Consider the following 19,011-nt stretch of genomic DNA (forward strand, 5'->3'; position numbering starts at 1 on the left):
GACTACAACATCTTCCTGACCACCCGGGTGCGCGAGGAGAGCATCCGCGGCGACACCCGTACCGGCGCGCTGACCGGGCTCGCCGCGACCGGCGGCGTGATCACCTCGGCCGGCCTGGTCCTGGCCGGCACCTTCGCGGCCCTGGCCACGCTGCCGATCGTCGGCTTCACCGAGATCGGCTTCGCGGTGGCGCTGGGTGTCCTGCTGGACACGCTGGTGGTGCGTTCGGTCGTGGTCACCGCCCTGATCCTGGACCTGCGCGAGCGCATGTGGTGGCCGAGCGCCCTGTGGCGCAGGGACGCCCGGCGCACCTCGGCGCCGCCGAGCCACCGACGTCCGTGAGGGCTCGGCGCGCCGAGCCGGCTACCCGGCCGCCGCGATCAGGTCGGCGCCCAACTCGCCCAGTGCGGTGGCCAGCAGGTGGGTGTTGGCGCGCGGGACCGTCGGGACGACCGAGGCGTCCACGATGTGCAGTCCGCTCAGGCCGTGCACACGCAGGTCCGCGTCGACCACGCCGGCCGCCGGATCGCCGCTGATTCGGCAGGTGCCGACGCCGTGGTAGAAGGCGTAGTGCGAGTCGGCGAACGACGGACACAGCACGTCGTCGGGCGTTTCCGCCGCGGCCCGGACGCCGGCCGGGTCCAGGGCCAGGCCCGATGCGGCCACCACCCGCGCGGCCAGCCGTACCCCGATCGCCAGCCGTTCCAGGTTGTCGCGGTCGGCGGTGAACGGCCAGGAGATCAGGGCCGGCGCGTCCGGTGCGTCGCCGGTGGGGGCGACCGAGCCGAAGCCGTCGGGCAGTTGCAGGGCGACGCTGATCTCGATCTCCCTCGTGCCGTCCGGGTTGCGCCGGGCGACGGGGGTCAACTGGAGGTCGTGCACGCGTTCCCCGCCCGGACGGGCCGTCGCGCGCGCCAGGGTCTGGAGCGTCGGTCCGCCGTCGGGTACCGCGTCCGGCCGCACCGCCGCGCGATAGGACACCACCATGTGATCGCTCAAGCCGCCGCCGACGGCAAGCAGTTCGTGCACCGGCTCGATGCCCAGCGCGGATATGCCGGCGGCCGGGCCCACGCCCGAACGCCACAACAGCAGCGGATTCTGCACGACCCCGGCGGACAACACGACCCGGCCCGCGTACACCCGCTCGCCGTCGGCCAGTTCGATGCCGGTCGCGCGACCGCCGGTGAGCAGCACCCGTCGCACGTGGGCGTCGCCGCGCACCGTCAGGTTCGGCCGGTCGCGGGCGGCGTCGAGGTAGGCGACGGTGTTCGACACCCGCCGAGTGCCGCGCCGATTCATCGGGATCGGGCCGACCCCGGTGGATTCGGGGCGGCTGTGGTCGGGGCAGAACGGCAGGCCCGCCGCCACGCATCCGTCGACGAAGCCGCGCTGCAACGGCGTCCAGTCCGCCTCCGGATGCCGCACGATCGGGATCGGTCCGGCGTCGCCGTGGTGCGGCTCGTCGCCGAAGTCCAGGTCGTGCTCGATCCGGTTGAGGTAGGGCAACATGCGCTCCCACCGCAGACCTTCCGGCCACGCCGCGAAGTCGGCCGGCTCCGGACGCAGCGCCACCGCCCCGTTGGTCGCCGACGAACCCCCGACGCCGCGCCCACGCGCGTAATGGAGCGTGCGCCCGCCGGTCGAGGCGACCCGGTCGCCCCAGTTGTACGGCCAGGCCACCGGCCGGGACAGGTGCCGCAGTTCGTCCGGCAACGCGTCGGGGCGGTGGTCGGGCCCGGCCTCGACCAGCAGCACGGACCGCTCCGGGTGCTCCGACAACCGGGCGGCCAGCACACATCCGGCCGAGCCCGCGCCGACCACGATCACGTCGAACGTGCCCGGAGCGCCTCCCGAGTATCGGCGGTCGGACGCGGTCCGGTTCCCGGCATCGGGCTTCACCTGGCTGGCTGACATGCGAACTCCTCCACTTTCCTGACTACGGATCGAGCATGTTGTTCGAGGACACGACCGGTCGGCCCGGCCCGCCCGGCGTGATCCGGCGGGCGGCGGCCTACCCGGGGCCGGCCGCCGCGGTCTCCCAGGTCGCGCGGGTCGCGGCGAGGGTGGCGGCGGCGAAGATGTCCAGGTCGGCGGCCCGCCAGACGTCGGAGAGCAGTTCGACGCTCACCACGCCGTCGTACCCCTTCGCCGACAGCGCCGCGCAGAACCGGTCGAGCTCCAGGACGCCCTGCCCCGGCAACACCCGGCGGTGCATGGATTCGTGGTGCACGTCGTCCGAGATCGGCGCGGGCGCGTCCGCGAACTGCACGAAGCCGATCCGCCCGGCCGGCAGCGCGGCCAGGTCCGCCCACGTGCTCGGCCCCCGGAAGAAGTGCCAACTTTCCACGACCAGGCGCAGGTTCGGGTCCGCGACCCGATCCAGCAGCCGCATGGCGGCGGGAATCGAGTCGATGTCCCGGGTGGGCAGGAACTCCAGCGACAGGCCGATCCGCGCCGCGGCCAGGGCCCGCGCGCATCGGGCGGTATTGGCCACTACCGCGTCGTCGATCTCGCCGGTGACCACGCACAACACCTGTGCCGGGCGCAGGAACCGCGCCACCCGAAGCACCTGTTCCAGGCTGTGCAGCGTCCTCGTCGGGTCCGCGGAGATCGAGAGCGGGACCAACTCGTAGCAGGTCAGGCCGTGTTGCTTCAGGCAGGCGGCGAGATCGGCCGGGGTCAGGCCGGCGCGTTCGTGCGCCAGCACGGAGGGGAGGTCGAGGCCGATGTGGTCGTAGCCGGCCGACGCGGCGGCGGCGATCTGGTGGGGGAGGGACGGCGCGAGTCCGTAATACGTCGAATGGTTGAACGTGTTGAAGCTGTAGCGCATGGACACCTCCTTGTGAGGGCTATCATAACCATGATAGCTATGAAGCCAGGCGGCAGCCCGGAATCCGGCCGCCGCCCGGCCCGCCCGCCGCCACCCGCCAGGAGCCCCGCATGGCCGCACCCGACGACGACACCGGACTCCGGCGGATCAGCCACGTGGAACTGCTGCATCGGCCCGGTGAGCGTGCGCAGGCCCGACGGGTGCTCGAACTGCTGGGCTGCCGCGTCCTGGATCGGGGCGGCCACTTCTTCAGTGCCTTCGTCGAACCCGCGGTGAGCGACTACCGCGCCAACGTGCTCTACGCGTCGGAGGTGACTCCCGAGCAGTGGGCCTTCGAGCAGCAGTTGGGCGTCGCGAGCACCGAGGGGCCGTTGGCCCGGGCGCAGGCATCGTGGATGGCGCACATGCGGGCAAATCCTCAGTATTCCTATCATTTCGGGCTGCGGTTGCCGTCCGAGCAGGTGCTGGACGCGGCACTGGCCCGGGTCGAGGCCGCCGGGCGCCCGGGCGGAGACCTCGCGGGCCGGATCGAGGTGGTGTCCGTCTTCCGCCCCGGCGACCCCGACGCCGCGACGGACACGATGGTCCAGGCGTTCGTCCGCACCGATGTCGTCGCCTGCGGGCTGATCGCCCTCGGCCAACACATCGAACTCCAGTGGCACCTTCCCGGGCCGACCACGACGTAGCGCGTGCCGACGGGGGATCCGCGGACCCGTCCTACGGGTTCGTGGGTTCGCGAAGCCGTTCTCCCCGGCCCGGCCCGCAGGTGCCCCGGACCGCGGCGGCCTGCCCGTCGCCGGGCGACGACGCGCGGGCCGAGGCCACCGCGGTGTCGCCCGCCCTCGGTTGCGACGCGGTGGACATCGGCTCGCGCGCCGACAGTTGGCGCGGCGAGCCGGACACGCCGGTCCGCATCCGGCCCCACCTCGGCGAGGTGCCCGCCGTGGGCGTCGAGAGGTTCCTGCGCCGGACGCCGGGTACGCCCGGCATGGTCGTTTCGGCGGCGCGGGTGCGCGCGCTCGTGGACGCGGCAGCGCGTCGCTCGGCGGGCGAGGCGCTGCTCCCGAGCCGCGCCCGACCGGGATCGGGCCGACCGGGGGCCGTTCGGGACGGCCGGGTAGGTCCGTGCGGGTGGTCCTCGGGCGCCGGCGTGCGGCGGAGGTCGTCGTCGAGGTGGTCGATCGTGCCGACCTCGTGCGGGAGTTCGGTGGCGGCGGGGTGTCGCCCCGGTGGGCCCGGCGGCGGAAGACGTGGTCCGGCTCGGTTCGGGGATCGTGTATACGGTCGGCCCAAGTGGTAGATACTGGGCAAATCGGCCTCGGTGTCCGGAGGGATCGAAGGGTGACGGAAGACGGTCACGGCGCGTCCGACTTCGAGCTGCCCGCGGAGTGGACGGTCCCGCTGGCGCACGCCGTCTTCGATCAGGGGGCGATGCTCCTCGCGGCCGTCGACGCCGACCTGCGGATCATCGCCACCAACGCGAGCGTCGAGCTCTTCCCGCGCACCCCGATGAGCCGCGGGGACGACATGCGGGCCGCCCTCACCCGCCTCGGCCTCGACCAGCCGGCGTCCGCCCTGGTCGGGGCGCTGTCCCCGACGGGGCCGGCCCTGCGGGCCTGGCAACTGCTGCCCGCCCGTGCCGCCGACGGCACGCTCCTGCACCTGGGCGTGGGCATCCTGCGGGTCGAGCGCACGACGGGACACACGCTCGGGCTGCTCGTCACGATGAACGACACGACCGAGCTGGTACGCGCCGAAACCCGCTTCGACGTGGTCCGCGAAGCCTCCGAGAGCATCGGCGCCTCCCTGGACGTCGCCGAGACCGCACGACAACTCGCCGACCTGTTCGTGCCGCGCCTGGCCGACTTCGCCGCCGTACACCTGGCCGAGTCGGTCCTGGCCGGGGAGGAGCCCGCCGTCGACCCGGCGACCGGCTACACCTCCGAGGTCCGCGCCGGCGTGGCACACCCGGGCGAGGCGTGGCCCGCGACACTGGTCCAGGTCGGCGAACGACTGCCCGTCCCGCCCGACATGCCGGCGATCCGGGCGATGGAGTCCGGGGCCACCCTGTTGATCCCGCGACTCGACGTGCTTCCGGCGGACGCCGTGGGGGTGGTACCCGACAACGCCCACAGCCTGCTGGCCGTACCGCTGTTCGCCCGCGGCCACGCGCTCGGCAGTGTGCAGTTGTGGCGCACCGAGCGCCGCGAACCCTTCGACGAGGGCGATGCCCGGCTGCTCGAAGAGGTCGCCTCGCGGGCCGCGCTGAGCGTGGACAACGCCCGCCGCTACACCCGCGAACGCAACGTCGCGCTGGCCCTGCAACGCAGCCTTCTGCCCGAGGAGGGCACCGACGAACCGGCCGCCGAGACCTTCGCGGCCTACCTGCCCACGTCCTCCTCGGCCGGCATCGGCGGCGACTGGTACGACATGATCCCGCTGTCCTCGCTGCGGTTGGCCTTCGTGGTCGGCGACGTGGCCGGGCACGGCCTCCAGGCCAGTGCGACGATGGGCCGGCTGCGTACCGCCGTTCAGGCGCTCGCCGACATGGACCTGCCGCCGGACGAACTGTTGGCCCATGTGGACGACCTGGTCCAGCGTTTCCCCAGCCGGCCGAGCGGTGCCGCGGAGGCGACCGGTGCCACCTGCCTGTACGCGGAATACGACCCCGTCACCGGGCGGTGCCGGATGGCCTCGGCCGGGCATCCGCCGCCGGCGGTGCTGGGGCCCGACGGGCGCGCCCGGTTCGTGGAGTTGACGGCCGGCCCGCCGCTGGGGGTCGGCGGCATGCCGTTCGAGATCGCCGAACTCGACCTGGCGCCGGGCAGCGTGCTGCTCCTGTACAGCGACGGCCTGGTCTCCGGACCCGACCACGATCTCGCCGCGGGCATGCGCCGCCTCCTGGATCGGCTCGAACACAGCGATCTCGCCCATCGGGACCTGGACAAGGTCGGGCGGGAACTGCTCGACGCCGCGACGACCGGAGCGCGCGAGGACGACACCACCCTGCTGCTGGCCCGGGTGCGGCCGTTGCCCGAGCAGGACAGCGTGGTCTGGGAGTTGCCCGCCGATCCGGAACAGGTGGCCCGGGCCCGCGAGTCGTCGACCGCGCAACTCGCGGTCTGGGGCCTGGAGCACCTGGTGTTCACCACCGAACTGGTGGTCAGCGAACTGGTCACCAACGCCATCCGATACGGCGAACACGGCCCGGTCACGCTGCGCCTGGTCCGCGGCCGGGACGTGCTGATCTGCGAGGTCTCCGATGCCGGCAACACCCAACCGCGGCTGCGCCGGGCCCGCTCCACCGACGAGGGCGGGCGCGGGCTGTTCCTGGTGGCGCAGCTCACCCGGCGTTGGGGGAGCCGTTACCAGCAGAGCGGCAAGACCATCTGGGCCGAGCAGGAGATCTCGCCGGCCACGGACGTGTGGGATCTCGGCCTCGATTGACCGGGCTCGTCGCGGGTCGGGTCGCTCGTACGGTATTCGTCGCGGATCAGGTCGAAGGGGTCGGGACGGTGGGGCGTACGGGGTGTTTGCTCATGATGGACACGCGGTTGAAGGCGTTCATGGTGATCGCCACCCAGATCACCGCGGAGATCTCGTCGTCGGTCAGGGTGGCCCGGGCCGCGGCGTACGCGACTTCCTGGGCGCCCGCGTCCGCGGGATGCGTGGTGGCCTCGGCCAGGGCCAGGGCCGCCCGCTCCCGGGCGCTGAACAACGCGGTGTCGCGCCAGGCCGGCAGCACGGCCAGGCGCTGGGCCGTCTCGCCCGCGCGCAGGGCGGTGCGGGTGTGCAGGTCGAGGCAGAACGCGCACGCGTTGAGCTGGGACACCCGGATGTTGATCAGCTCGACGAGCGGCCGGTTCAGGCCCGCCTCGGCGGCAGCCTCCCGCACGGCCTCTGCGGTGCCGGTCAACGCCTTGTACGCTCGCGGGCTTCGCTTGTCGACGAACACCCGTCCGCCGGTGGTCGCCACTGCCGCTTCCGTCACGTGCACTCCCTCGTCGCGCGATCTCTCGTCGCTCGTCCTATCATCGATTCCTTGATTGTTGAAACTGGAACTTTCTGACGGGAAAGGAAAACGCGGATGACCGATCAGGGTGTGGCGCCCGTCGTCGTACACGTGGCCGACCGGGATCGCTACGAGATTCGGATCGACGGCACGTTCGCCGGTGTCACGATGTACCACGACCGGGGTGGGCAGCGCGTCTTCTACCACACGAAGATCGACGACGCCTTCGCCGGACGAGGGCTGGCCTCCGTGCTCGTGCGGGAGGCGCTGAACGACGTGCGCGCCGGCGGCCGGCGGATCGTTCCGGTCTGCCCCTACGTCAAGCAATTCCTGGGCAAGCACCAGGAGTTCGCCGACATCGCCGACCCGGTGACGCCGGAGATCCTGCAATGGCTGGACGGGGCGGCCGGCTAGCGCTGGGTCTCGGCGTCGTCGGGCGGCGTCGGCAGTGCCTGCTCCGCCCAGATGATCTTGCCGTCCGGGAGGTAGCGCGTGCCCCAGCGCGTGGCCACCTGGGCGACCAGGAACAACCCTCGGCCTCCCTCGTCCATGCCGGCCGCGTAGCGCATGTGCGGTGCGGTACTGGCGCCGTCGGTGACCTCGCAGATCAGGCAGTGGTCGCGCAACAGCCGTACCCCGATCGGCTCGGTGCCGTAGCGGATGGCGTTGGTGAGCAATTCGCTGAGGATCAGTTCGGTGCCGAACGACAGTTCCGCCAGCCGCCATTCGTCCAGCTTCGCGGAGACCGCCTCGCGCATTCCGGCGACGGCGGCCGGATCCGCGGGCACCGTCCAGTCGGCCACCCGGTCGGCTCCCAGGACCCGGGTGCGGGCGATCAGCAACGCCACGTCGTCCTTGGGGCGAGCGGGCAGGAGCGCCGCCAGTACGGCCCGGCAACTGTCCTCCGGCGACCGGCCGGCGTGCGCCAGGGCCCGGCGCAGCAGTTCCATGCCGACGTCGATGTCCCGGGTGCGGTCCTCGATCAGGCCGTCGGTGTAGAGCACGAGCGAACTGCCCCGCGCCACCTCGAACTCGGCCGTCTCGAACGGCAGGCCGCCCAGCCCCAGCGGCGGCCCGGCCGGCAGGTCGGGGAAGTGCACGCGGCCGTCGGGGTCGACCAGCGCGGGCGGTGGGTGTCCGGCCCGGGCCATCGTGCAGCGTCTGGACACCGGGTCGTAGATCGCGTACAGGCAGGTGGCACCGATGATGCCGGTGCCGACCGCGGACTCGGTCTCGTCCTGGTCGATCCGGGCCACCAGGTCGTCCAGGTGGTCCAGGAGTTCGTCCGGCGGCAGGTCGAGCGTGGCGAAGGTGTGCACGGCGGTGCGCAGCCGGCCCATGGTGGCGGCGGCGTGCAGGCCGTGCCCGACCACGTCGCCGACGACCAGCGCCACCCGGCAGCCGGAGAGCGGGATCACGTCGAACCAGTCGCCGCTGACCCCGGACTGCGCGGGCAGGTAGCGGTGGGCCACCTCCAGTGCGGCCTGCTCGGGCAGGGCACGCGGCAACAGGCTGCGTTGCAGGGCCACCGCCAGGGTGTGTTCACGGGTGTAGCGGCGGGCGTTGTCGATGCTCACCCCGGCTCGGGCGACCAGTTCCTCGGCCAGCGACAGGTCCTCCTGGTCGAACGGCTCGGGTCGCTCCAGGCGCCAGAAGTTGGCCACGCCCAGCACCGCACCCCGGGCCTGGACGGGGACCGTGATCAGCGAATGGATGCCGTACGCGACGATCGCGCCCGCCCGTTCCGGATCCTGCGCGTGCCAGCCGGTCGCGCCGGCCAGGTCGGCCACGATCTCGGGTCGGCCGCTGTCGAGCCCGCGGGCCTGCGGGGTCGAGGAGACGAAGTCGATGAGCGTGCCACGCGGGTACAGGGGGTGATCGTCGCGGACGCCGCGCACGGCGATCCGGCGCATCCTGGCGTCGCTGCCGGTCGGCTCGCCGCCCTCCAGGACCGGGTCGGCCACGTCGATGGTGGCGAAGTCGGCGAACCGGGGGACGGCGATCTCGGCGAGTTCCTCGACCGTGCGCACCACGTCGAGGGTGGTGCCGATGGATCCGCCCGCGTCGTACAGCAGCCTGAGTCGCCCGCCCGCGACCTCGACCCGGCCGGCGAGCGCGGTCAGCTCGGTCGAGTCGCGAATGGTCGCCACCGTGCTCCCGTGGCCGCCGTGACGGTCCGTGGCGCGTTGGTTGACCGCGAGCAACCTGCCGCCGGCCAGGTGCACCTCGTCGGTGATCGGGCGGCCGGAGGCCAGCAGCCGGGCCATCTCCGGGTCGAGATCGGGCAGGTCGGTGATCCGTCGACCCTCGGCGTCGGGCGGCAGTTCCAGCAGCCGGGTGGCCTCGTCGTTGGCCAGCACCAGGCGCCCGTCGTCGCCGACGATCAGCACGCCTTCGCGGACCGCGTGCAGCACCGAGTCGTGATGTTCGTACATTCGGGTCATCTCGGCCGGGTCCAGGCCGTGGGTCTGGCGCCGCAGCCGCCGGGTCACCAGCGCGGTTCCGCCGGTGGCCACCGCCAGGCCGGCCGCGGCGGTGCCCAGGATGATCGGCAGTTGCCGGTCGAGCACGCCGCTCACGTTCTCCACCTTGAGCCCGGCGATGACCAGACCCCGGACCGTGCCGCCGGCGTCGATGACGGGCACGACCGCCTGTTCCTCGTGGCCGAGCGGGCCGTAGACGCTTTCCACGATGGTGCGGCCGGCCAGGCCCGGGGCGATGGTGGCGACGACACGCTGCCCGATCAGTTCCGGTCTGGGGTGCGTGTAGCGAATCCCCTCGGGGCTGGTCACCACGATGAAGTCGACGCCGGCCTCCCGGCGGGCGGCCTCGGTCAGCGGTTGCAGCACGCTGCTGGGGTCGGGGCTTTGGAGTACGGCCGGCAGGCCGGGAGCGTGGGCGAACGTCTGCGCGACGGAGAGCGCCCGCTGCCGGGCCTCCTGGTCGTTGTCGTACCGGGATTGCAGGACGAGCGCGAGCACCGCGCCGGCCACGAGCAGCACCACGATGACCACTTGCAGTACGAAAACCTGCCCGGCGACGCTTCTCGGGCGCCTGTCGGGCGGTGGCTGAACCGATGCGCCCCGGAATCGGCCGAAACCGTCGGCCATGTCTATCGTTCTACCCCGCTCGGCGGGGTCTGACCAAAACGGGATGTCACGCCCGTCGAGGCGGTCGCGGGTGGTTGCTCGCGCGGTCGCCGGGCCTGCTCCGGCCGCGTGGGCGACGGGAGCAGGCTCGGTGCCGGCCGGGGTCAGGCCGGGGCCGCGCCGAGGGCGGCGGAGACCGCTTCGTCGGACAGGGCGGCCACGCGGAGATGGATGTGGGCGACCCGGTCCAGGCGGTCGGGGGTGCTCTCGTGGGCGCGCAGGTGGGTGGCCAGGGCGGCGATGGTGCGGGACGTGAAGATCGCGCGCACGGTGGCCTTGTCGGAACCGAGGGTCTCGCGCAGCCGGCCGACGATGGTGGTGGCCAGGATCGAGTCGCCGCCGAGGGCGAAGTAGTCGTCGTCGCGGCCGAGTTCGCGGGTGCCGGCGGGCAGGGACTGCTGCCAGATCGAGGCGATCAGGCGTTCCAGGTCGGTGCGCGGCGGTTCGGGCGGGGGGCCTGCGGGGCGACGTCCCCAGAGGGGGGCCAGGGCGCGACGGTCGACCTTCCCGTTGGCGGTCAGCGGCAGTTCGTCGACCAGGACGATGTGTTCGGGGATCATGTGCGCGGGCAGCGACTTCTCGGCCGCCGCGCGCAACCGGTCCGCACGCACCTCCGGTTCGGCGACGACCGCGGCGACCAGGGCGCCCTCGTGCACGCCGGCCACCGCGCGCCGCACTCCCGCGACGGCGTCGAGCGCGGCCTCGATCTCGCCGGGTTCGATCCGGAAGCCGCGCAGCTTGACCTGATGGTCCGCGCGGCCGAGGAACTCCAGGGTGCCGTCCGGCAGTCGCCGGGCCAGGTCGCCGGTGCGGTACCAGCGGTGTCCGGCGACCTCGTGGAAGCGGTCCGCGGTGCGCTCGGGGTCGCCGCGATAGCCGGCGGCCACGCCGGCGCCGCCGATCCACAGTTCGCCGGGGACCCGGTCGGGGCTGTCCCGGCCGACCGCGTCCACGACCCGACAGCGCACGTTGCGCAGTGGGGTGCCGTACGGGACGGCCCGCCAGTGCGGCGGGAGTTCGGTGCCCGCGGGCACCTCGTACACGGTGGAGTGGATGGCCGTCTCGGTGGTGCCGCCGAGGGCGACGAAGCGGCAGTCGGGGGTTTGTGCGTGCAGTCGGCTCGGGAGGTCGACGGTGACCCAGTCGCCGCCGAGCAGCACCACGCGCAGGTCGGTGCCCAGGCCCGCCGAGTCGGCTGCGGCGCCCGCGGTGAGCAGCATGTCGAGCAGGGCCGGTACGCAGTTGACGACGGTGACGTGCCGCTCGCGGACCAGGTCGACCCAGCGGCCGGCCTCGCGTCGGTCCTCGTCGGCGGGCAGGACCACCGCGCCGCCGACCGAGAGCAGGCCGAAGATGTCGAACACGGACAGGTCGAAGTCGAGTGCGGACAGGCCCAGCGCCCGATCGTCCGGGCCCAGCGCGAACCGCTCGACCAGGTCGTCGATGGTGTTCATCGCGGCGCGGTGCGGGACCTCCACGCCCTTGGGCTCGCCGGTGGATCCGGAGGTGAACAGCACGTAGGCGATGCTCTCCTCGTCGACGGTCGGCGGTGCGGGGACCGCGTCGGCGTCGGCGGCCGGGCCTGCGGTCGGGAGGGGTTCGGCGGGGACCTCGGCGAGAGCCTCGGGGAGGGCGAGTGCGGCGGCGTGCGGCGATCCGCCGGTGTTGCCGTCGGCGTCCAGGACCAGTCGGGCGCGGGCGGTGCGGTGGATGCGCTCGCGGCGGGCGGGCGGTTGTTCGACGCCGATCGGGACGTACGCGGCGCCGACGGAGAGCACGCCCAGGGCCGCCACGATCTGGTCCGGGCCCTTGGGCAGGGTGATCGCGACGGTGTCGCCGGCCCCGACGCCCCGCGTGCGCAGGGCGCGGGCCACCCGCCGGGCCCGCTCGGCGAGTTCGCCGTAGGTCAGGGTGCCGCCGTCGTCGTCCGCGCGGCCCCAGACGAGCGCGGGGGCGTGCGGCCGGGTCGCGGCGTGCGCGAAGAAGCCGTCGTGCAGGGCGCGGTGCGAACGCGCGGTGTCGGTGGCGTTCACCCGGTCCAGGACGGCCCGTTGCGCGGCGGGCAGCAGTTCGGGGACCGGCGCGCGCCAGTCGGCGTCCGCGTTGCCCAGCCGGGTGAGCAACTCCCGGTAGGCGCCGAACATCGCGTCCGCGACCCCGTCCGGGAAGGCGTCCTCACGCACGTCCCAGTTGACCAGCAGGCCGCCGCGCACCTCGGTGATCTGCGCGTCGAGCAGCACCTGCGGGCCCTGCGAGACGATCCAGGACGGTTCGCCGAACAGGCCGCGTACCTCGGCGTCGAAGAGTTCGCCCAGGCCCAGCGCGCTGGTGTAGACGATGGGCGCCGGCACCTGTTCGCCGCGGGCGCGGGCCACGTCGCGCAGCACGTGCAGGCCCGAGTGGTCGGCGTGGGCGGCGTCGTGGTGCATCCGCGTCTGTATCGCGCGGGCGTGGTCGAGGAAGGAGCGCGGCTGGGACATGTCGACGTCCAGGAGCACGGACCCGGTGAAGTCGCCGACCAGGCGCGGCACGTCCGGGTGCAGGTCCTCGCGGTCGAACAGGGGCACGTTCAGCAGGAATCGGGGGGTGGCGCTCCAGGCGGCCAGCACGGCGGCGAAGGCGGTCGCGAAGGCCATCGCGGGGGTGAGCCCGTGCGCGTGCGCGCGGCCCGACCAGTGGCCGCGCTCCTCGGGGCTCAACCACAGGTGGCGCCGGGTCACCCGGGTCAGGTCGGCCGGTAGCGGGTTGCGCAGCGGGAGTTCGGGTGCGCCGGGCAGGTCGGGCAGGCGCTCGTGCCAGTACGCGGCGGCTCGTTCGGCGGCGGCGCGGCGCAGTGGGGGACGGGCCGCGAGGTAGCTGCGGTAGTCGTAGTCGAGTGCGGGCGGGGCCGGTTCGGGGTGGGCGTAGAGCAGCGCGAGGTCGGCGAGCAACACCCGGTAGCTGAGCGCGTCGGCGGCGACCATGTCCACGTCCAGATGCAACCGGCTGCGGTCGCCGGGCAGCAGGGTCACCCGCAGGTCGAACACCCGGCCTGATTCGATGTCGAGCATCTGGTGCGAACATTCGTCGCGGATGCGTTCCAGGCGGCCGGCGACGCTGTCCGGGTCCGCGTCGCGCAGGTCCAACACCCGCAGCAGCGCGTCGGGTCCGGTGGGCAGGATCTCCTGCCGGCCGTCGTCGGTGACGCGTACGCGCAGCATGGGGTGGCGCGCGACCAGGGCGCGGGCGGCGACTTCCAGGCGGGCCGGGTCCACCGCGCCGCCGGGTTCGGTGTCGAACTCGGTGTACAGGTGCGCGGCGACCCCGCCCAGCGTCTGTCCCTCGGAGCGGCCGATCCAGTAGGCGTGTTGCATCAACGCGAGCGGAAACGGGCCGGACTCCGGTGTGCGTTCGGCCGCCGGCTCGGGCGTGGGCTCGGGTCGCGGTGCGGGCGGCGGTGTGGTCGGCGCCGCAGCCGGCGGGAGTTCGGTGTCGCCGGTGAGGAGCGTGATCCACGCCGCGACGGTCGGGACGGTCGCCAGGTCGGCGAAGGTGACCCGGGCGCCGCTGCGGCGCCAGCCCCCGGCCAGCCGCATCAGCCGCAGCGAGTCGAGCCCCAGCGCGATCAGGTCGTCCTCGTCGCGCAGGGACTCCGGCGCCACCTCCAGCAGTTGCGCCACGTCGCGCCGGACGTCCTCGACGGTCAGCCGCACGCCGTTCTCCTTCGATCGCGAATGGGTCCACAGGACACGAGTGCCGGCGTCGCCCGGGCGACTCGTTCTTGACACTCACCTCGAGCGTCACAAATATAGGGTAGGCAAACCTAAGTCAGGCAAGGCTTTTCGACTGTTCAGACCGTTCGCCGCTCCGCGGAGCCGGCGCCGAAGGGGCCACGCCTTGACGAGTGCGAACCCGGCCGACGAACGCCGCCGCGAACTGATCCGGCGGCTGCTGGCCGAAGCCGGCATGCAACCGGACACCCCCACCGACGGCGTCCGCCCCCGCGACCGGAGCGCACCCGCACCGTTGTCCGCCGTGCAGCACAGCCTGTGGCTGCACCAACAGGCCGACCCCGACAGCACGTCCTACAACGGCTGCCTGCTCATCCGCCTTCGCGGCCCGCTCGACGTCGCCGCGCTGCGGGTGGCCACGCGCGAACTGCTGCGCGTCCACGAGGTCCTGCGCACCACGTACCACGCCGACGAGGCCGGCGTGCCGTACCAGTCGATCGCCGACCCGCCGGAGAACCCGCTGTCGGTCCGCGACCTGACCCACCTGCCGGTCGACGCGCGCGACGCCGAGGCCGAGCGGATCGCGCGGCGCCTGGCGGCCCGCCCGTTCGACCTGGCCCGCGAACGCTCCGTGCGCTACGAACTGCTCGCCCTGGGGCCCGCGGACCACGCACTCGTCCAGGTCGTGCACCACATCGCCTGGGACGGCGGCACGTGGGGCGTGCTCGCGCGCGACCTCGCCGCGTTCTACCGGCGCGCGGCCGGGCCGGACGGCGCGTTCACCGCGACCGCGCCGGGCGTACAGTACGCCGACCTCGCCGCGTGGGCGCACACCCGGCCGGTCGACGAGGCGGGTGCCAAGTTCTGGCGGGCCCGCCTGACCCCGCCGCCGATCCCGCCCGACCTGCCCGCCGACGGCCCCAGAACGGCGGCGTCCGACGAGCGCGGCGGCCGGCACGTGCACCGCATGGCCCCGGAACTGCCGGCCCGGATCCGCGAGTTCGCCGCCGACTGCGGCGTCACCACGTTCACCGTCGTGCTCACCGCGTTCGCGGCCGTGCTCCGGCGCCACACCGGAGCCGTCGACCTGCCGATCGGCACGCTCGTGATGGACCGCGCCGACCCGCACGCCGCCGACCTGATCGGCAACTTCGGCAACACCGTCGTGCTGCGCGCCGATCTCGCCGACGACGCCCGACCATTGACCTTCCGTCAGGCCACCGCCCGGCTCGGCGACGTGTGCACCGACGCGTTCGAGCACGGGAACGTGCCCTTCGACCGGGTCCTGGACGCGGTCCGCCCGCCCCGCCGACCCGGCCGACCACCGCTGTTCGACGTGATGTTCGGCCTGCTCACCCGCGAACTCGGCGACCTCGATCTGCCCGGCCTGGAAACCTCCTGGCGCCATGTGCACAACGGCACCACCCAGTTCGACCTCGCCCTGGAGGGCTTCCTCCGGGACGACGAGCTGCTCGTGGAGGCCACCTACCGCACCCCCCTGTTCGCGCCCGACACGATCGAGCGCCTGCTCGGGCACCTGGAACGCCTGCTCGGCGCCGCGCTGGACCGGCCGGACGCACCGCTGGCCCTGCTCGACATGCTCCCGCCGGCCGAGATACCCGGACAACCCGACGACGACGCAGAGGACTTCCCCGCCGGGGGCGTCGCCGAACTCGTCCGGACCGTCGTCCGCGAGCACCCGCACGCCCTCGCCGTCCACGCCGGCGACACCGCCTGGACCTACGCCGACCTGGACGCCCGCGCCGATCGGATCGCCGCCGGCCTCACCCTCGCCCTGCGCACCGTCGGCACCCGTACCGAACCCGTCGTCGCCCTGGCCCTGCCGCGCACCGCCGACCTGGTCGCGACCCTGCTCGCGATCCTGCGCATCGGCGCCGCCTACCTGCCCCTGGATCGCACCCACCCGCCCGAGCGGGTCGCCGCGATGCTCGCCGACGCCGCACCCGACCTGCTCGTCTGCGACGCCGACTACACCCCACCCGGCGAGATCGCCCGCGTGCTGCGCCTCGACGACCTCCCGGCCACCACCGCCGCCGACCCGGCCCACCCGCCGATCCACCCGCTCACCCCCGCCTACGTCGTCTTCACCTCCGGCTCCACCGGCCGCCCCAAGGCCGTCGTCGGCACCCAACGCGCCCTGGTCAACCGACTGCGCTGGGGCCGCACCGCACTGCCGGCCGAGCCCGGTCCGGGCGTGCGCCTGGCCAAGAGCGCGCTCGCCTTCATCGACGGCAGCACCGAACTCCTGGGCGCCCTCGTCGCCGGCGACACCCTCGTCCTGGCCGACGACACCACCGCCCGAGACGCGCTGCGCCTGACCGAGCTGGCCGAACGCAGCCGTGCCGGCGTACTCACCGTCGTCCCCAGCCTGCTGGCGACCCTCCTCGACACCGCCCCGCCCGGCGCGCTGGACGGCGTGCACACCTGGATCTGCTCCGGCGAAACCCTGCCCACGGCCCTGGCCGACGCGGTCACCACCCGACTGCCGCACGCCACCGTGGTCAACCTGTACGGCTGCTCCGAAGCCGCCGGCGACAGCCTCGCCCACCTCCACCGGGCCGGCGCCGGCGGCGGGTCGTCCACCGTGCCGATCGGCCGGCCGATCGCCCGCACCCGGGCCCACGTCCTGGACACCGCGCTGCGTCGGGTGCCCATCGGCGTCCCGGGCGAGCTCTACCTCGCCGGCGACGGCCTCGCCCGCGGCTACCTCGGCCGCCCCGGTGCCACCGCCGAACGATTCGTCGCCGACCCCTACGGGCCGCCGGGCAGCCGGCTCTACCGCACCGGCGACCTGGTGCGACGGCGCGCGAACGGCGAACTGGAGTTCGTGGGCCGGGCCGACCACCAGCTCAAGATCAGGGGCGTGCGGATCGAACCCGGCGAGATCGAGCACCACCTGCTGCGCCACGAGGGCATCGCCCGGGCGCTGGTGACGGCCTACCGCTCCGGCACCGCCCTGTGTGCCTACCTGGTGCCCACCCCGGGTGCCCGCGTCGACGTCGACGCGGTGCGCGCCGACCTGGCCCGTACCCTGCCCGGCCCGCTGCGGCCCGACGCGTACGTGCTCCTGGACGCGTTTCCGCTCAACCCCAACGGCAAGCTCGACCGCAACGCGCTGCCGGTCCCGCAGGCGATCGCCGCGCCCACCCGCGCGCCGGCCGACGAACGCGAACGCGCCCTGTGCGCGATCTTCGCCGAATTCCTCGACCTGGCACCGGAACACGTCGGCCCGGACCAGGACTTCTTCGCGCTCGGCGGGCACTCGCTGCTCGCGGCCCGGCTGGCGAATCGGCTGCGCCTGACCTTCGCGGTCGACATCGCCGTGCCCGACGTCTTCCACGCGCCCACCCCCGCGGCCCTGGCCCGACTGGTGGACACGGCCGAGCCGGTGCGCCCGCGGGTACGCGAGATCGCCGTACCGCGGCCGGCACCCGCGTCGTTCGCCCAGGTCGGCCTGTGGTTCGAGGAACAGGTGCGCGGGCCGTCCGCGGCCTACAACCTGCCGCTGGGCCTGCGGCTGCGCGGCCGGGTGGCGCCGGAGGCGATCCGCGCGGCGGTGCACGACGTGGTCGCGCGGCACGAGAGCCTGCGCACCCTCCTGGTACCCGGCGCCGACGGCGCACCCCGGCGCGAGGTGCTCACGCCCGAAGCCGCGCAGGCCCGGCTGCACTGCGCCGTCGTGCCGGCACACACCCGGTCGCCCGAACAGGTCGACGCCGAGGTGGCCGCGCTCGCGGCGCGGCCGTTCGACGTCGGCGTCGATCCGCCGCTGCGGGCCGCGCTGTTCGTCGGCGCCCCCGACGGGGAGAGCGTCCTGATCCTGGTGCTGCACCACAGTGCCGCCGACCGCTGGTCGTTCGGACCGCTGCTGGCCGACCTGTCCGCCGCCTACACCGCGCGCACCGCCGGAACGGCGCCGCCGCCGCGTCCCGAACCGGTCGCCGGACACGGCGCGTACGCGGCCTGGCAGCGCACGATCCTGGGCGGACGGGACACGCCCACCGACCTGACCAGGCGTCAACTCGAATACTGGTCCGCCACGTTGCGCGACGCGCCGGAGGAACTGGCGCTGCCCGCCGACCGCTCGCGACCGAGCGAACGCAGCCACCGGGGCGCGAGCGCCGAACACACCCTGCCCGCCGACCTCGCCGATGCTCTGCGCGACCTCGCGCGCAGCACCGGCGCAAGCGTGTTCACCACGCTGCACGCGGCCGTCGTCGCGGTCCTGCACCACCTCGGGGCGGGCGAGGACATCCTCCTGGGCGCACCGGTCACGGGCCGCACCGACGAGGATCTCGACGCCGTGGTGGGCCTGTTCGTCAACACCGTCGTGCTACGCACCGGGGTCGGCGGCGACCCCACCTTCGTCGAACTCCTCGACCGCACCCGAACCGGCGACCTGGCCGCCTTCGCGCACGCCGACGTGCCCTTCGACTGGGTCGTGGACCGACTCCGGCCCACCCGCACCCTGTCCCGGCACCCGCTGATCCAGGCCACCCTCACCCACCACCGCGCCGAGGAGATCGACCTCGCCCTGCCCGGAACCCACGCCGAACCGTTCGCCCCGAGCACGGGCGCGGCGATGTTCGACCTCGACCTGCGCTTCGTGGAGACGGCCGGCGACGGCATCCGGGTGCACGCCGGCTACGCGTGCGACCTGTTCGAACCCGCCACCGTCGTCGCACTGCTGGAGCGGCTGCACCGGCTGCTCGCGCAGGTGCTCGCCGACCCGCACGCGCGCCTGAGCAGCCTGGACCTGCTCGCCGACGCCGAACGCCGACAGCTCGTGCACGAGTTCAACGCCACCGCACACCAGGTGCCCGCCGACACCGTGGTCGAGCGTTTCCGTGCCCAGGCCCGCCGCACCCCGCTCGCCCCCGCCGTGATCGCCACCGACGGCACGGTGACCACGTACGAACGGCTGGCCGCCCGGATCCGGGCGAGCGCCCGACGGCTGGTCGACGCCGGCGCCGGGCCCGGCGCCCTGGTCGCCGTGGCGCTGCCGCGCTCGCCCGACCTGGTGGTCGCCCTGCACGCGGTGCTCGCGAGCGGCGCGGCCTACCTGGCGCTCGACCCCGAGGACCCACCCGCCCGCCTGGCCGAGACGCTCTCCGACGCCCGACCCACGCTGGTGCTCACCGATGCCGGGCACGCGGAACCGTCCTGGGGGCGGCCGGTGATGGTGATCGACGACGCCACGGACGCCGCCGCCCCGGTCGTCGCACCGCCGCTCGCCGCGCAGCCCGCGTACGTGCTCTACACCTCCGGCTCGACCGGCCGGCCCAAGGG

General features: G+C 73.8%; 11 protein-coding genes. 5 read left to right on the forward strand and 6 right to left on the reverse strand.

The features are described from left to right. Positions 1-342, forward strand: a 342-nt coding sequence (locus ACFXMF_RS38420) for an MMPL family transporter (protein ID WP_380021024.1), incomplete at its 5' end; no start/stop codon positions are given. Between the two features lie 21 nt (positions 343-363). Here the strand turns inward: ACFXMF_RS38420 and ACFXMF_RS38425 are convergent. Both ACFXMF_RS38425 and ACFXMF_RS38430 read right to left on the reverse strand, forming a co-directional pair. Then, positions 364-1,914 carry a GMC family oxidoreductase gene (locus tag ACFXMF_RS38425; RefSeq protein ID WP_379987960.1) on the reverse strand — a complete coding sequence of 517 codons (1,551 nt, stop codon included), beginning with the start codon at positions 1,912-1,914 and terminating at the stop codon, positions 364-366. Positions 1,915-2,011: 97 nt separating this feature from the next. Continuing rightward, the gene (locus ACFXMF_RS38430) at positions 2,012-2,830 is read right to left on the reverse strand and encodes a sugar phosphate isomerase/epimerase family protein (protein ID WP_379987959.1); all 819 of its coding nucleotides are present in this window, start codon (positions 2,828-2,830) and stop codon (positions 2,012-2,014) included. A gap of 110 nt (positions 2,831-2,940) precedes the next feature. Between ACFXMF_RS38430 and ACFXMF_RS38435 the strand changes: the two genes are divergently transcribed. Beyond that, positions 2,941-3,516 (forward strand): hypothetical protein, encoded by a 576-nt coding sequence (locus ACFXMF_RS38435; protein ID WP_360321489.1) that lies wholly within the window; start codon positions 2,941-2,943, stop codon positions 3,514-3,516. Between the two features lie 31 nt (positions 3,517-3,547). On the opposite strand, the gene ACFXMF_RS38440 is transcribed toward ACFXMF_RS38435, so the two are convergent. Then, positions 3,548-3,745, reverse strand: coding sequence for a hypothetical protein (locus tag ACFXMF_RS38440; protein WP_379987958.1), 198 nt, complete (start codon positions 3,743-3,745; stop codon positions 3,548-3,550). 426 nt (positions 3,746-4,171) lie between these two features. Here ACFXMF_RS38440 and ACFXMF_RS38445 point away from each other — a divergent pair, with 426 nt between their 5' ends. Next, complete coding sequence (locus ACFXMF_RS38445; RefSeq protein ID WP_379987957.1) at positions 4,172-6,277, forward strand: SpoIIE family protein phosphatase; 2,106 nt, start codon at positions 4,172-4,174, stop codon at positions 6,275-6,277. A gap of 46 nt (positions 6,278-6,323) precedes the next feature. Here ACFXMF_RS38445 and ACFXMF_RS38450 read toward each other — a convergent pair whose 3' ends face one another. Then, positions 6,324-6,821 (reverse strand): carboxymuconolactone decarboxylase family protein, encoded by a 498-nt coding sequence (locus tag ACFXMF_RS38450; RefSeq protein ID WP_360321498.1) that lies wholly within the window; start codon positions 6,819-6,821, stop codon positions 6,324-6,326. Between the two features lie 96 nt (positions 6,822-6,917). On the opposite strand from ACFXMF_RS38450, the gene ACFXMF_RS38455 reads away from it, so the two are divergent. Continuing rightward, complete coding sequence (locus tag ACFXMF_RS38455; RefSeq protein WP_360321501.1) at positions 6,918-7,256, forward strand: GNAT family N-acetyltransferase; 339 nt, start codon at positions 6,918-6,920, stop codon at positions 7,254-7,256. On the opposite strand, the gene ACFXMF_RS38460 is transcribed toward ACFXMF_RS38455, so the two are convergent. Continuing rightward, positions 7,253-9,952, reverse strand: a complete 2,700-nt coding sequence (locus ACFXMF_RS38460; protein WP_379987956.1) for a SpoIIE family protein phosphatase — start codon at positions 9,950-9,952, stop codon at positions 7,253-7,255. The genes ACFXMF_RS38455 and ACFXMF_RS38460 overlap by 4 nt on opposite strands. A 143-nt stretch (positions 9,953-10,095) precedes the next feature. Next, positions 10,096-13,683 carry an amino acid adenylation domain-containing protein gene (locus ACFXMF_RS38465; RefSeq protein ID WP_379987955.1) on the reverse strand — a complete coding sequence of 1,196 codons (3,588 nt, stop codon included), beginning with the start codon at positions 13,681-13,683 and terminating at the stop codon, positions 10,096-10,098. 184 nt (positions 13,684-13,867) lie between these two features. Here ACFXMF_RS38465 and ACFXMF_RS38470 point away from each other — a divergent pair. Then, the coding region (locus ACFXMF_RS38470) for an amino acid adenylation domain-containing protein (protein WP_380021026.1) at positions 13,868-19,011 on the forward strand (5,144 nt) is incomplete at its 3' end.

Source organism: Embleya sp. NPDC059213 (assembly GCF_042754445.1).
Classification (GTDB): Bacteria; Actinomycetota; Actinomycetes; order Streptomycetales; family Streptomycetaceae; genus Embleya.